This window comes from Flavobacterium sp. GL_143 (assembly GCF_057834355.1).
Genome location: NZ_CM174401.1, coordinates 3,626,603 through 3,642,076 on the forward strand (window position 1 = coordinate 3,626,603; position 15,474 = coordinate 3,642,076).

The window sequence follows — 15,474 nt, forward strand, 5'->3', positions numbered from 1 at the left end:
GGAATAAGATTTGTAATAAAAAGAAACATATGAGGTTATGTTACATCTTTTATAAAACTCAAAAGACATGTAAGTAAACGTACTTACAGGAGTAAATTTAAAATGACATATAGCACATTCCTCAGAAGAATGATTGTGTGTTATAAATTCCGTTTTAGCAGTACTTAAATGCTGTGTACTTTTATGGGTAGCATCATGACTTTGGATATGTTCATAAGAATGGATTACCGGAAATAGTATAGCGAATACTACTATTAGCGGCATAAGAAGATTAATAAATTTAAATTTCTTTTTCATTCAGACGAATCAAGTTTTAATAAAGCATGTTTATTTAAGAATAAAAACCATAAAGTATTATGATATAAAACGATGAAGAAAGTTGTTATTTCCTTCTGTTTTTCTATTCTTAACGCAATACTGTTGCAAATATAAAAATCTTATTCGCAAATGCAACATTGTTTCATTAAAAAATAAATAATAGTGAGTTTTGAATGGGATTATTTTGTTTTAATCAACAATAACAGCCGATGTATAAAGGCTATAGATTTCCCATCCCAGAGTCTGGTATAAGGATTTCCCATCTTCTGTAGCAACCAGAAAATTGTTGTAAACGTTATTGGCTAAGGCAATTTTTTCGAGTTCTTTCATTAAGAAAGTAGCAAGACCGTTTCGGCGATGATTTGCTTCGGTTGAGATTCTATCATAAACGGCTAAATCATCAACAAGAACAACGCGTCCTATCGATGCTAGTTCGCCATCTTTAGTAACAATTCTAACAATAAAAGTGGAGTTGTAGCTCTCATATTCGAACTTGTATTTATCAGGTAAATTATCACTGGCAAAACTCATTTGTTTAAAACAAGACATCATATAACCTTGAGGCTGAATTACCCATTTTTCAGATAATTTGCCTTTTAGTTCATCGGGCGAAGCACAAACTTTTAGATATACCCAAGGTTCATCAATAGTCTCAAATAATTGAATAAAATCATTGTTAAGTTCAGGAAAAACATAACGTTGTTTTTGGTTTTCATATCCCACATCTACCATCCACCCCGATTTGTATTTTACAGGTAAAGATAATTCTCTTGATAAAGACCATGCTTTAATCCATTTTTCCAGGATATTGAGAGGAGTGCGGCTTTTCATTGTACCAAGAAGTTAAGATTGTAAATAGTTGTGAGAGAATCCTAAGATTTAAAAGTTAGAATTTAGTCTTGAATTTCTTGATTTTGAAGTTTTTCGATTTGATTACTTTTTCATTATCGGTTATCATCAAACAACTATAATCAGGATACTTTTGAAGTAAAAGTAAACCTTCTTTTTGACCTAAAACCATTAAAGAAGTACTAAGTCCGTTTGCTGTTTCAGCATCAGGACCAAAAACGGTCACACTGCATAATCCAGTTGCAGGGTATCCAGTTGCTGGATTTATTATATGCGAATATCTTTTGCCATTAAAAATTACAAACTTTTCATAGCTTCCAGAAGTGGTTACAGCCTCTTGTTCTAAAGGGACAACAGCTAAGAGTTTTTCGGTATTAAATGGGTTTGTAATACCAATTTTCCATGGTTCACCGTTAGGTTGTTTTCCCCAGGTACTCATATCTCCAGAGCCATTTATAATTCCGGCTTTGATTCCTTTAGACAGCATCATAGTTCGGCATTTATCGGTGGCATATCCTTCGCCCAGCGCTCCAAATCCTATTTTCATTCCTTTAAGTTTTAGGAATATGGTAGATTGTACGCTGTCTAAAATAATGTTTTTATACCCCACCTTTTCTACTGATTTTTTTATGGCTTCCGCCGAAGGCATTTCGGTCATTGAACCGTCAAATTTCCATATTCTGTCCATTGCAGCAAAACTAACGTCAAAGCCACCATTTGTTATTTCAGATAATTTTATGGCTCTTTGGGTTAATTCAAAAACCTCACGATCTACTTTAACAGGTCGGATTCCGGCATTTTGGTTTACTTCAGATACTTGTGAGTCGGGTTTCCAATCAGAAATCAAATTTTCAATTCGGGTAATTTCGGCAATTACAGCATCAATATTTTGTTCTGCAGCTACGGTATCATTTGCAACAATGGTAATGTCAAAACGCCCTCCCATAAGCAGCGTAGTTCTTTTTCGGAGAACTTGTGCGTTGCCCGAAAAACTAAACGCAATTATAAAAAGAACTAAAAACTTATGTAGGATTGATGTATGCATGATTTTTTTTGAATAATAAAAAATAATGAGTTTTTATTAATAAGCTCCAGCGGAGCGATATTTTTCTGATAGCCAATATATGCCACCCCGATGGGGTTTGGTTTTTGTCGAATAAATCTCTATAAATATGTCGTCCCGAAGGGACTTACACAATCCAACAATTATCAATTATCAATTATCAATTATCAATTATCAATTATCATTTAACAATTAACAATTATCCTAATAGCAATCTGTCAACAACTGACCATTATCTTTATAATATGAAATAGATTTCATTTCTCTGGAAAGACATAAATCATCCAAAATAGCTTCTACATCTTTTTGCATTGCAAGCGAACCACAAATCATGATAACGCCGCCTTGATGTAATAAATCTATAAAAAAGTCAACATCTCGTTTAATCAAATCCATTACATAATGATGATTTTCTGCACGAGATAAAGCCAAATGAAAGCTTTGAAGTTGATGCTTTTTAATCATTTCTGCGGTAAATTTTTTATAACCTAAAACAGTTTCCGTTTCCATTCGGAAGCCAGAGTATAAATGCGTTTCAACTTTTTTCTTATTCTGTTCAATCATTCCAAGGAAAGGAGCAATACCGGTTCCGTTAGATATTAAAGCAACTTTAGACACGGATTTAGGAAAATGAAAAGCTTTGTTATTTAAGATTCTAGCTTTAATAGTATTTCCAGGTTTTAGGGTGTTCAAAAACTCAGAACCTAAACCGTGAGGATGAAGTTTTACAACCAATTGTATGTTACCAGAATGATTCCCAATCGAGTATAAACGCTCTCTGGTATCATTTGCAGGATAAATAGCCAGTAAATCACCCGAAGTAAATTTGGCTCTCATATTAGCTCTTAAAGTCAATATAAAAGTTTGTTCCGTTTCAGAAACTAATGTTTTATCTAAAACCATTAATTTTTGTAAGCCTTTAGGAACATGATTGTATAAAGAAGGCGTTGTCGATAACGGAATTCCGCTTTTGGCACTCCATAATTTTATCCATTCTATAAATTCGAGAGCAGATTTATCGTTTACGGTTTGAATTTCTAAAAAGCGTTCCGTCCAATTTTGAGTGGCTAAAAGTTGATCAATTTCAATAGCAAAACCACAAAAATCAGGATAAGCTTTTGAACCAAAACCAACCACCGAAAAATTAATTTTTTGTTCTTGATTGTATTTCTTTAATAGCGATACAAATTTATTTCCGTTAGAAGGTGCATCGCCTAAACCATGAGTAGATGAGAAAACGATAATGTGTTCTGCTTTCGGATATAGATTGTAATTATTAAGTTCCGTAAGGAAAACTTTTTCGCCATGAGCGATTAATTGTTTTTGAATAGCATTGGCAAAACGTAATGAACTTCCATTTTCTGAACCTGCGAGTAGAATGATTTTACTTTCGTTGGCTTTGAATTTATTTTTAATTCGGCTTAATCTTCTCTTTAATGTAATGGCAAAACCTGAGTATATAAAAAAGAGAATGTTGATGCAGGCAATAGCTAATATTATAGCCCAAATAGCGTTTATTCTTCCGGTATGAAGGTCAAGGCTTAAATCAGATAATTGAACTGTCATCGGGGAACGTTTTTCAGTTATTACAGCTCCTGTAACCTGATTTACTTCAATTTCTCTGTCTTTTAATCCGATGATATAATATTCTTCAGGATCAGATGTAAAAGGAAATTCGATTTTTTTTACATCAGATAGTAGGGTAGTAGTAAATACTGATCCTGTTTTACCTTTAGAAGGTTTTATAATTTCTGTTTTTTCCTTTTTATTTTTCTCTTTGTCCATGAAAAAATTAAATCTTTCCAGTGATAAATAGGTTCCGGTAATAGCAATAATGAGAATCGGAATTAAAGCTAATCTACCTAATACAACATGATAATATTGAGCAAAATATTCTTTGATTACTTTAGAGAAAAAGTTACGGATTCCTCTTTGTCTGTTTAATACAAGTGCAAAACCCGAACAAGCAATTAAAATCAATAAAAAAGAAATAACGCCAACAAAAAAGCGTCCTGTTTCATGCAAGAATAAAGAACGATGTAAGGCAGTTGTCCATTGGATAAATTCACTTTTTTTAACTGGTGTTCCTAAATTTTTCCCTGTTCTGGGATCAATATAAGCATTGATATCATTGCCATCCTGATCGATTGCCTGAAGTGTTACAAACTGGTTGTAATCAACACTTAATTCTGTTATTTCAGGATATATCTTTTTTAAAACTGGCAAGGTTTGATCTAAAGTTATCTGATCAAAATTTTCAACCTTATACGGTTGTGTTTTTTCCTGAACTGCGTCTACTGCCAGTATGATACCCGTTACAGATGCCAAAAATAAAAATAATGAAGAAAACAAAGCCAAAGCCAAGTGTGTGTAACGCCAGAAAGAAAGAGTCATTGAGTGTAATCTAAAAGGTAATCAAATGTAATTGAGAAATTTTTGCCACAGATTAAAAAGATTTTACAGATTTTCTTTCATTGAAATAGAAATCATTTTGAATCTTTTTAATCTGTGGCAAGTTTTATTTGTTTGACGGAAATACGATTAAATTTTATTTAATCTCACGTATCTAATATAACCTTTACCTTCTGTTTTAGCAGCAAGACCTTCAGTTGTAAGTGGAATTTCAACATCGCTTACATGGTACTTTTGATCTTCAACAGCAGATTCAAATCTTAATTTATATCCTTTATTTATTTTAGAATCTTCAATTTCAATTGTTGTCATACTACGATCTCCACCAGTAACAGATGCTCCAGTTTTTGCACTGATATCTACTGGCTTTTTAGTTTGAAATTTATTCCATTCTTTTAATGAGTTGTACCATTTTTTATCGTCTCCCATTACATAAAGCGTTTTTTCGTATTCTCCCTTAGGGTTGATAAGTGAAACTACGATGTAAGCACCTTCACCCATATAGTTAGACATTTGAAGCATACATTTGTATTTGCTTGCCTGTGCTGAAGCTTGAAAAGATATAAGACAGATTAATGCACTTGTAAGAGTTATTTTAAATATTGATTTCATTCCGGTTTTATATTTTATATTGAATTGGAATTGACTTTTTGAAATATTATTTTAAAAAATCAATTGACATGTTTTGTTTTGTTAAAGACTCATTTTCTTTGGCTAAAGCATAAGCACTTTCGTCAAATTCGGTAATAATATCTTTTTTAGCACCAATAGAAAGAAGGTATTTCAGGATAGTATCATTTTTGGCAACCATTGCAGCTTTGTGTAAAGCAGTCAAACCGTCTTTGTTTTTAGCATTTACATCGATGTTTAAATCAGCTAATTTTTTCAGTAAAGATAAATCGTTTTTAGCAACTGCAAGATGATACAATGTATTCCCGTCTTTTTGTGGAGATGTAAGGTCCAATCCTTTTTCCTGTAGCAATTTTATTTTGGCAGTAAATGGATCTTGTTTAGCATCAGGTCGGTAAGATTGTACTAAATAAACACCTAAATTATTACCTTCTTTATCAGTAACTTTAACATCAGCACCTTTTGCCAAAAGTGTTGCAACTGCCTCTGGAGTTCCTGATTTTACAGCTATAGTCAAGGCAGATTCTCCTTTAGCATTCTGTAAATTGATATTTTTTACTGCTGGTAATAATTGCTCTAATACTCCATTTTCTCTAGCTCCGGCTGCAATCATAAAAGGAGTGTTTCCATCTTTATTAATTGCATTAATATCAACACCTTTAGCAAGGAAATAAGTAATTATTTCGGCTTGGTTTGGTTTTCCTGCTAAAAGATGCAATACGTTTTCTCCAGATTTATTTGTAGCGGTTGATTTTATTTTTAATTCTTCCACTAAAAATTTATACGTTTCAATCGGAGTAGTTTCTCTACGTGTACCTTGAGTTGCAATAAGAAGTGCATTATCAGTATATTTTACTTTTCTCTCTAATAACTTTTTCAAAAGAGCTACATTTCCTGTTCTTGCAGCATAATCAAATGCTGTGTTTCCGTTGTTGTCAACATCTTTTAGAGACAATCCTTTTTTGGTAAGATAATCAGTAATCGTAAGGTCTTTATCAAACGGAACTGCCAAAAGCAATAGGTTCGCTCCATTAGCATATTTTTTCTTCGGATCTATTCCTGCTTTAAAAAAAGCGTCACAAATACCTGAATTAAGTAAACCGCTAGTAGCACCAAAAACAAGTGGAGTAGTACCATGGCTGTCTTCAAAGTTAATATCTGAACCTTTGGCAATAAGATATTCTACCAGTTCTGTATTTCCTCTATAAGCCGCCCAGTGTAAGTAAATACGGTTATCGTGAGTAGATTTATTTACTGGATTTCCTGGTTGTTCTAATAAGAATTTTATACTTGCAAAAGGAGCATCATTATTAATGGCGATAACTGGTACATCAAAAGCATTTGCATTCGATTCAGACGGACTGTTTCCTTTTGCAATTTCAGCTTTAACAACATCAACACTTGGTGCTGTTTTCCAAAAAGAGGCTTCTAATAAAGTATTTTTTTGCTGAGCACTAACAAATAAAGTTGCGACTAATGCGAAAGAAAGAAGAATGTTTTTTTTCATATTATAGATATTTATTACTTTTTAAATTGTGTTGATTCGTATAAAATTCACGACTTAATAGTGTGATTTATTTAGAATCAATAAGATTAAGCAAATGTAAAAAATAATAACAATTAAAGCTATAACTTATTTGTTAATGCCCATTTTTAAGGAAGTTTTATTACTTTGTCTGAAAAGCTTTAGAACTAAAAATAGAGTAGGGGTTTTAAATAATCTAAAAGCATCTAAAAAAGTTTAAAAACAATGTTCGGAGATAATACGATTACATAATCAGTATCGTTTCCGAAGTCTCTTCCTTAAACGCTCATTTTCATTTTTTAATTGTATCGAAAGTTTTGCAAGTAAGCAAAGTTGCTGATTTGACTTGCAGAGTATTCTTTGTTAAAATTTAATTTAAAAGCTTTAAAGTGAATTTGTTAAGGTGAAAATAGCGCACTCAGGGTTTTCGTTGTCAGCTTCTTTTGATTTTTTAAAGTCTAATTTTGTCAAAAGTTTGATCGAACTCAGATTGTCATTATGAGTAAAAGCTTCTATCTTTTTAAGTTGTATTGTCTGAAAGGCATAGTCAATAACTTTTGTAGTTGCTTCTTGCATTATTCCTTGACCTTGAAAATTTGTCAAAAGTTCATAACCGATTTCGCATTTATTTTTTTCATTTGAAAAGTCAAAAAGACAAATTGTTCCAACAAAAATCTTGCTGTTTGTTAAAGTTATTGCCCAATAAATCGAGTCATTTCTTTTAATGTTATCATTAATATTGTTGATAAAAGTTATTGCATCTTCAATTGTTCGACTTGCTTGTCTGCCAAGATATTTGTTTATTTCGGTGTCAGAACGCAATGTAAAAATAGCTGACCCGTCTTCCGCCGATAATTGTCTAAGGGTTAGTCTTTCAGTTGTTAAAATCGGGAAAGGTGTAAAACTTCTATTTACCATTTTGTCATAATTTAATTCATTAATGTTCTGACTGCTAACTTATTTATACTAGCCAAAGAAACGCTTCAATAAGGTCAAATTAATTAGCTTTGAGTCGTAAATTGGTATTTGTTTTAGGCTAATATAATAAATTTCTTTATTTAAATAATTGAGCATCTAAGTTAGATTTAAGCTATTTCTTTGTTTTTAGTAAGTCATAAGTAGTTTGTTTCAGTATAATAAAAAATTGACTTATGTACTTACAGTTTGTACTTTTGCCTTTATGAATGATAACTTTATAAATGAGTATTTCGGGATAGGAATACAAAATGGTAAAACGCCTGAAAACTTGGGTGTTTTGTGGCGATCGGCTCAAAACTTAGGCGCTACTTTTATATTTACCATAGGTAATCGATATGCCAAACAAGCTTGTGATACTCACGATGCAGTAAAAGCGATTCCTTATTTTCATTACGATACTTTTGAAGCTTTTTTTGAAAACTTACCTAAAGGAGCGCGATTGGTTGGCGTTGAATTAGATGAAAAAGCTGTCGATTTAGAGGCTTTTGAACATCCAAGACGTTGTGTTTATTTATTAGGTGCAGAAGATCATGGCTTATCTCATAAAGTAATGGATAAATGCCATCATTTAGTCAAATTTAAATCAGAGAAAAGTTTAAACGTGGCTGTGGCAGGAACTATTATTATGTACGACAGAAACTTGCCTAAACCACGTTCTTAAAACAAAACTTTATTCATGGCTTGATCTCCGATGCACGATAACTACGAAAGTACCCATTACTAGATAATATCAAAATTTTAGTATTTGGAATGTTTTAATTTTCTAAATTCTAAAGGATTAACGCCTTCATATCGACTAAAATATCTTGAAAGGTTTTTGATATCGGTATATCCGCAAACATCTGAGATTTCTGTTCCAAATGAAGTTAACTTGACTACCGAAGAAAAAGCAAGAATATTGGGTGGTGAAGCTACAATGTGGACTGAGCTTACAACAGCAACAATTCATAGATTCCAGAGTTTGGTCAAGAACCGCTGCAATTGCTGAACGACTTTGGTCAGCAGAAGATATTACTAATCTTGCCAGTATGCGTAAACGTCTTGAAATGGTTTCTTTTAGATTAGAAGAATTAGGGTTAATACACATTCGCAACAAAGATGTTATTCTAAGAAATATTACAAATAATCAAAATATTAAATCAATAGAAGAATTTTCGACTGTTTGCGAGTTTGTAAAAGAGTACACTCGTAACGAAGACGGAACTGAATATAAAATGTATTCTCCTTTTACACTTTTTGCAGATGCTTGCATTCCTGATTCAAAAGATTCATTATTATTTGATGACGCCGTTAGCTATTATTTAGCAAATAAAACACCTGAAAATAAAGCAAAAGTCACAACATTTTTTAATAAATGGATTAATGCCAATAAAGAATTAAATGTATTGAGCGCAAATGCTCCGTTAATTCAGCCAATTTTACCTTTGGCCAAAAAAAATAAATAATGCATCACAAGAATTATTACTTGTTCTGGATAACAAATCAACTTTAAAAGCTGATGATTTAAAGAATTTAATAGAGGAATGTAATACAAAAGAACATGCTGATGTTGAGATGAGAGTTTATGAAAGCTTGAAGAAGTTATTATAAAAATTAGGTTAGAATTTCTGATAGAGATATTTATCAAAAATTAGGATTATTTGGCTGTGGATGGCGTAACCTATTTTTCTTTTAAATCTTGTTATTGATGGGGATATGGCAGGATCCATAATAGATTGAAGCATATTTCAGAAAAAATTGAAGATTTAAATTAGCAGTCTAAAAATCATAGACAAAAGGCCAATTCTATTATTTGGAGAAGGCTTCTTCATTTTATGTACCTATATATAAGGAGAGCTCTTTTCCTTTATATATAGGAGTAGTTTTTCAGGAGCTATTTCCTGCTATCCGCTACAATCTTGTCCTTTTTAAAGAAAAAAGGCCAAGGATTTTCGCTATTATCAGGGCTAGGGGAGGCAAAATCCAATACAACTTCAGAATAAACGACAATAAAAGAGACTTTGTGCCTTAGCGTCTTTGCGCGAAATCCAGCAAAAACAAGGAAAACCTAGAGGGAGAGTCTTAAAAAGCCAGATAGAAAGAAAAAACAACACCTGTAAACACACTGTTATCAGAGTGTTAAAAAATAAACAAAAAATACTCTCTAAAAAGTATTGTTTAACTGAATAAAGGTGGTAGTTTTGCACCCGCAACAACGACAAACGTTCCTTTAAATACTGGCAAGCAAGACGAATCAAATTAGAAATAAAATTCTAAAAAAAAGATTTAGAAAAGCTTGTGAGAATGGAAAACGGATGTTACATTTGCACCCCGCAAAACAAGCAAAGTTCCTTGAAAGATTGATAAGAAAGAAGAAAACGGAAACGAAAATTTTCCAAAAAAACTTCACAAATTTCTTGCCAGTTAGAAAAGACTTTTCTACTTTTGCACCCGCTTTGAGAAACAAGCGACATTAAAAAGAAGAATACGTTCCTAGACATATTGAATTGACAGCCGTTTTAAGAGAGATCTTAGAACAACAAAATAAGAGTAATAGAATCGAGAGATTTGAATAAAACCGATAGAATCATTAGTCGAATATAATATTAAAATATACGATGAAGAGTTTGATCCTGGCTCAGGATGAACGCTAGCGGCAGGCTTAACACATGCAAGTCGAGGGGTATGCTTCTTCGGGAGCAGAGACCGGCGCACGGGTGCGTAACGCGTATGCAATCTACCTTTTACAGAGGGATAGCCCAGAGAAATTTGGATTAATACCTCATAGTATAATAGCTCGGCATCGAGCAATTATTAAAGTCACAACGGTAAAAGATGAGCATGCGTCCCATTAGCTAGTTGGTAAGGTAACGGCTTACCAAGGCTACGATGGGTAGGGGTCCTGAGAGGGAGATCCCCCACACTGGTACTGAGACACGGACCAGACTCCTACGGGAGGCAGCAGTGAGGAATATTGGACAATGGGCGCAAGCCTGATCCAGCCATGCCGCGTGCAGGATGACGGTCCTATGGATTGTAAACTGCTTTTGTACAGGAAGAAACAGTTCTACGTGTAGAACCTTGACGGTACTGTAAGAATAAGGATCGGCTAACTCCGTGCCAGCAGCCGCGGTAATACGGAGGATCCAAGCGTTATCCGGAATCATTGGGTTTAAAGGGTCCGTAGGCGGTTTAATAAGTCAGTGGTGAAAGCCCATCGCTCAACGGTGGAACGGCCATTGATACTGTTAAACTTGAATTATTAGGAAGTAACTAGAATATGTAGTGTAGCGGTGAAATGCTTAGAGATTACATGGAATACCAATTGCGAAGGCAGGTTACTACTAATTGATTGACGCTGATGGACGAAAGCGTGGGTAGCGAACAGGATTAGATACCCTGGTAGTCCACGCCGTAAACGATGGATACTAGCTGTTGGGAGCAATTTCAGTGGCTAAGCGAAAGTGATAAGTATCCCACCTGGGGAGTACGTTCGCAAGAATGAAACTCAAAGGAATTGACGGGGGCCCGCACAAGCGGTGGAGCATGTGGTTTAATTCGATGATACGCGAGGAACCTTACCAAGGCTTAAATGTAGATTGACCGTTTTGGAAACAGAACTTTCGCAAGACAATTTACAAGGTGCTGCATGGTTGTCGTCAGCTCGTGCCGTGAGGTGTCAGGTTAAGTCCTATAACGAGCGCAACCCCTGTTGTTAGTTGCCAGCGAGTCATGTCGGGAACTCTAACAAGACTGCCAGTGCAAACTGTGAGGAAGGTGGGGATGACGTCAAATCATCACGGCCCTTACGCCTTGGGCTACACACGTGCTACAATGGCCGGTACAGAGAGCAGCCACTGGGCGACCAGGAGCGAATCTATAAAACCGGTCACAGTTCGGATCGGAGTCTGCAACTCGACTCCGTGAAGCTGGAATCGCTAGTAATCGGATATCAGCCATGATCCGGTGAATACGTTCCCGGGCCTTGTACACACCGCCCGTCAAGCCATGGAAGCTGGGGGTGCCTGAAGTCGGTGACCGCAAGGAGCTGCCTAGGGTAAAACTGGTAACTAGGGCTAAGTCGTAACAAGGTAGCCGTACCGGAAGGTGCGGCTGGAACACCTCCTTTCTAGAGCCCTATATGTTAGCACTTGTGCACGTTAGGGAAAGAAGACGAATTGACCTATAGGTTAAATTGAAGATTATATTACTCTGCTGTTAGTTCAAATAATACAATTAAGTAAACAGAGTCTCGTAGCTCAGCTGGTTAGAGTACTACACTGATAATGTAGGGGTCGGCAGTTCGAGTCTGCCCGGGACTACTTTTTTAAAGAATTTCAATTAAAAATTGAGAATTAAAAATTAAAAAAGACTGTAAACTTAAAAAAAAGGAAATTTTAGAAGTTGAAAGATTAAGAATGATAAAGTTCATAATTTTTAATTCACGATTTTTAATTTTTAATTAAAATGGGGGATTAGCTCAGCTGGCTAGAGCGCCTGCCTTGCACGCAGGAGGTCAACGGTTCGACTCCGTTATTCTCCACTGATTTAGTTGTCAGTTGATGGTTTAAAGTTGATGGGTTTACCTAACAACTAACAACCAGATTCGAGCAACCAAATAAAAGTTCATTGACATATTGAGATAAGAAAATAATAAAAAGTAGAAAGCATTTTTTATTGACAGTAGTAATACTGGATATAAAGAAAACGGTCTTGATTTATCAAGACTGGTACAATAAGCAAAATAAGGGCGTATGGGGGATGCCTTGGCTCTCAGAGGCGATGAAAGGCGTGATAAGCTGCGAAAAGTTACGGGGATCGGCACACACGATATGATCCGTAAATACCTGAATGGGGCAACCCACTATGTTGAAGACATAGTACACCGATAGGTGGGCAAACCCGCTGAACTGAAACATCTAAGTAGGCGGAGGAGAAGAAAACAAAAGTGATTCCGTAAGTAGTGGCGAGCGAACGCGGATTAGCCCAAACCAATGTTGTTACGGCAATGTTGGGGTTGTAGGACCACGACATTTCTTGCACAAAGAATTAGAATCTACTGGAAAGTAGAACCATAGAGGGTGATAGTCCCGTATAGGTAATGAGTGTAAAGGATAGTGGTATCCTGAGTAGGGCGGGGCACGTGAAACCCTGTCTGAATTTGGCGGGACCATCCGCTAAGGCTAAATACTCCTGAGAGACCGATAGTGAACCAGTACCGTGAGGGAAAGGTGAAAAGAACCGTGAATAACGGAGTGAAATAGATCCTGAAACCATACGCTTACAAGCGGTCGGAGCCCTTTCGTGGGGTGACGGCGTGCCTTTTGCATAATGAGCCTACGAGTTAACGTTGCTGGCAAGGATAAGTGGTTAAGCCACGGATCCGTAGCGAAAGCGAGTCTGAATAGGGCGCTTTAGTCAGTAGTGTTAGACGCGAAACCGTGTGATCTACCCATGGGCAGGTTGAAGCTGTGGTAACACACAGTGGAGGACCGAACCGGTTGACGTTGAAAAGTCTTCGGATGACCTGTGGGTAGGGGTGAAAGGCCAATCAAACTCGGAAATAGCTCGTACTCCCCGAAATGCATTTAGGTGCAGCGTTGTGCATAAAGTTATATAGAGGTAGAGCTACTGATTGGATGCGGGGGCTTCACCGCCTACCAATTCCTGACAAACTCCGAATGCTATATAATGTTTCACAACAGTGAGGGCTTGGGTGCTAAGGTCCAAGTCCGAGAGGGAAAGAACCCAGACCATCAGCTAAGGTCCCCAAATATATGTTAAGTTGAAAGAACGAGGTTTGTCTGCCCAGACAGCTAGGATGTTGGCTTGGAAGCAGCCATTCATTTAAAGAGTGCGTAACAGCTCACTAGTCGAGCGGACGAGCATGGATAATAATCGGGCATAAACATATTACCGAAGCTATGGATTTTGACTTAGGTCAAAGTGGTAGGGGAGCATTCTAACAGGGTTGAAGGTGTGTCGTAAGGCATGCTGGACTGGTTAGAAAAGAAAATGTAGGCATAAGTAACGATAATGCGGGCGAGAAACCCGCACACCGAAAGACTAAGGTTTCCACAGCTATGCTAATCAGCTGTGGGTTAGTCGGGACCTAAGGCGAACCCGAAAGGGACAGTCGATGGACCACGGGTTAATATTCCCGTACTACTTATTACTGTGATGGGGTGACGGAGTGATGAAAGCGCCGCGAACTGACGGAATAGTTCGTTGAAGTACCTACCTATAAGCTGCGCAGGCAAATCCACGCGGCTTGGGGAAATACGATAGTACTCGGAGACTTCGGTCAAAGAGATAGTGCGCCTAAGGGCTTCCAAGAAAAACCTCTAAACTTCAGGTAATAAGTACCCGTACCGCAAACCGACACAGGTAGTCGAGGAGAGAATCCTAAGGTGCTCGAGAGATTCATGGCTAAGGAATTAGGCAAAATAGACCTGTAACTTCGGGAGAAAGGTCGCCAGCAGCAATGCTGGCCGCAGTGAAGAGGTCCAGGCGACTGTTTATCAAAAACACAGGGCTCTGCAAAATCGTAAGATGAAGTATAGGGCCTGACACCTGCCCGGTGCTGGAAGGTTAAGAGGAGATGTTATCTTCGGAGAAGCATTGAATTGAAGCCCCAGTAAACGGCGGCCGTAACTATAACGGTCCTAAGGTAGCGAAATTCCTTGTCGGGTAAGTTCCGACCTGCACGAATGGTGTAACGATCTGGACACTGTCTCAGCCATGAGCTCGGTGAAATTGTAGTAGCGGTGAAGATGCCGCTTACCCGCAGTGGGACGAAAAGACCCTGTGCACCTTTACTATAGCTTAGTATTGACCTTGGATAAATGATGTGTAGGATAGGTTGGAGACTGTGAAGTGGCGTCGCTAGGCGTTGTGGAGTCATTGTTGAAATACAACCCTTTGTTTATCTGAGGCCTAACCCCGCTCAAGCGGGGGACATTGCTTGGTGGGTAGTTTGACTGGGGTGGTCGCCTCCAAAAGAGTAACGGAGGCTTCTAAAGGTTCCCTCAGTACGCTTGGTAACCGTGCGTAGAGTGCAATGGCATAAGGGAGCTTGACTGAGAGACATACAGGTCGATCAGGTACGAAAGTAGAGCATAGTGATCCGGTGGTTCCGCATGGAAGGGCCATCGCTCAAAGGATAAAAGGTACGCCGGGGATAACAGGCTGATCTCCCCCAAGAGCTCATATCGACGGGGGGGTTTGGCACCTCGATGTCGGCTCGTCACATCCTGGGGCTGGAGAAGGTCCCAAGGGTTGGGCTGTTCGCCCATTAAAGTGGCACGCGAGCTGGGTTCAGAACGTCGTGAGACAGTTCGGTCTCTATCTACTGTGGGCGCAAGAAATTTGAGTGGATCTGATTCTAGTACGAGAGGACCGAATTGGACAAACCTCTAGTGTATCTGTTGTTCCGCCAGGAGCACCGCAGAGTAGCTACGTTTGGAAGGGATAAGCGCTGAAAGCATATAAGCGCGAAACCCACCACAAGATGAGATTTCTTTTAAGGATCGTGGGAGATGACCACGTTGATAGGCTATAGATGTAAAGGCAGTAATGTCATAGTCGAGTAGTACTAATAATCCGTAAGCTTATGTACGCTTTTCCAGCCCCCTAACCCCCGAAGGGGGAACAAAGGGGCTGGGAGAAACTTTCTAAAAAATACTTTTTTCTTTATCTCAGTGTGTTAAGATATTGTTTT

General features: G+C 37.2%; 8 protein-coding genes, 2 tRNA genes and 2 rRNA genes. 6 read left to right on the forward strand and 6 right to left on the reverse strand.

What is annotated here, in order from left to right; all coding sequences use genetic code 11:
- Nucleotides 1-507: 507 nt before the first annotated feature.
- The 6 genes from AC3IPI_RS15540 to AC3IPI_RS15565 form a co-directional block, all read right to left on the reverse strand.
- Nucleotides 508-1,149, reverse strand: a complete 642-nt coding sequence (locus tag AC3IPI_RS15540; RefSeq protein ID WP_489153873.1) for a GNAT family N-acetyltransferase — start codon at nucleotides 1,147-1,149, stop codon at nucleotides 508-510.
- A gap of 55 nt (nucleotides 1,150-1,204) precedes the next feature.
- Entirely contained in the window at nucleotides 1,205-2,212 is a 1,008-nt protein-coding gene (locus AC3IPI_RS15545; RefSeq protein WP_489153875.1) for an FAD:protein FMN transferase, read from the reverse strand.
- Between the two features lie 222 nt (nucleotides 2,213-2,434).
- Complete coding sequence (locus AC3IPI_RS15550) at nucleotides 2,435-4,624, reverse strand: PepSY domain-containing protein (RefSeq protein ID WP_489153877.1); 2,190 nt, start codon at nucleotides 4,622-4,624, stop codon at nucleotides 2,435-2,437.
- 147 nt (nucleotides 4,625-4,771) lie between these two features.
- Entirely contained in the window at nucleotides 4,772-5,254 is a 483-nt protein-coding gene (locus AC3IPI_RS15555) for a DUF2271 domain-containing protein (protein ID WP_489153879.1), read from the reverse strand.
- A 46-nt stretch (nucleotides 5,255-5,300) separates the two neighbouring features.
- A complete protein-coding gene (locus AC3IPI_RS15560; RefSeq protein WP_489153881.1) occupies nucleotides 5,301-6,779 on the reverse strand; it encodes an ankyrin repeat domain-containing protein in 1,479 nt (492 codons plus the stop codon).
- 402 nt (nucleotides 6,780-7,181) lie between these two features.
- A complete protein-coding gene (locus tag AC3IPI_RS15565) occupies nucleotides 7,182-7,715 on the reverse strand; it encodes a GNAT family N-acetyltransferase (protein WP_489153883.1) in 534 nt (177 codons plus the stop codon).
- 262 nt (nucleotides 7,716-7,977) lie between these two features.
- Between AC3IPI_RS15565 and AC3IPI_RS15570 the strand changes: the two genes are divergently transcribed.
- From AC3IPI_RS15570 to AC3IPI_RS15595, 6 genes are all read left to right on the forward strand, one after another.
- Complete coding sequence (locus tag AC3IPI_RS15570) at nucleotides 7,978-8,436, forward strand: RNA methyltransferase (protein ID WP_489159240.1); 459 nt, start codon at nucleotides 7,978-7,980, stop codon at nucleotides 8,434-8,436.
- A 244-nt stretch (nucleotides 8,437-8,680) separates the two neighbouring features.
- Entirely contained in the window at nucleotides 8,681-9,220 is a 540-nt protein-coding gene (locus tag AC3IPI_RS15575; protein WP_489153885.1) for a hypothetical protein, read from the forward strand.
- Between the two features lie 1,149 nt (nucleotides 9,221-10,369).
- Nucleotides 10,370-11,883, forward strand: a 16S ribosomal RNA gene (locus AC3IPI_RS15580).
- Nucleotides 11,884-12,002: 119 nt separating this feature from the next.
- A tRNA-Ile gene (locus tag AC3IPI_RS15585) sits at nucleotides 12,003-12,076 on the forward strand.
- 147 nt (nucleotides 12,077-12,223) lie between these two features.
- Nucleotides 12,224-12,297, forward strand: a tRNA-Ala gene (locus tag AC3IPI_RS15590).
- 190 nt (nucleotides 12,298-12,487) lie between these two features.
- Nucleotides 12,488-15,372, forward strand: a 23S ribosomal RNA gene (locus tag AC3IPI_RS15595).
- The 16S and 23S rRNA genes sit together here with 2 tRNA genes alongside, the layout of an rRNA operon.
- Nucleotides 15,373-15,474: the final 102 nt, after the last annotated feature.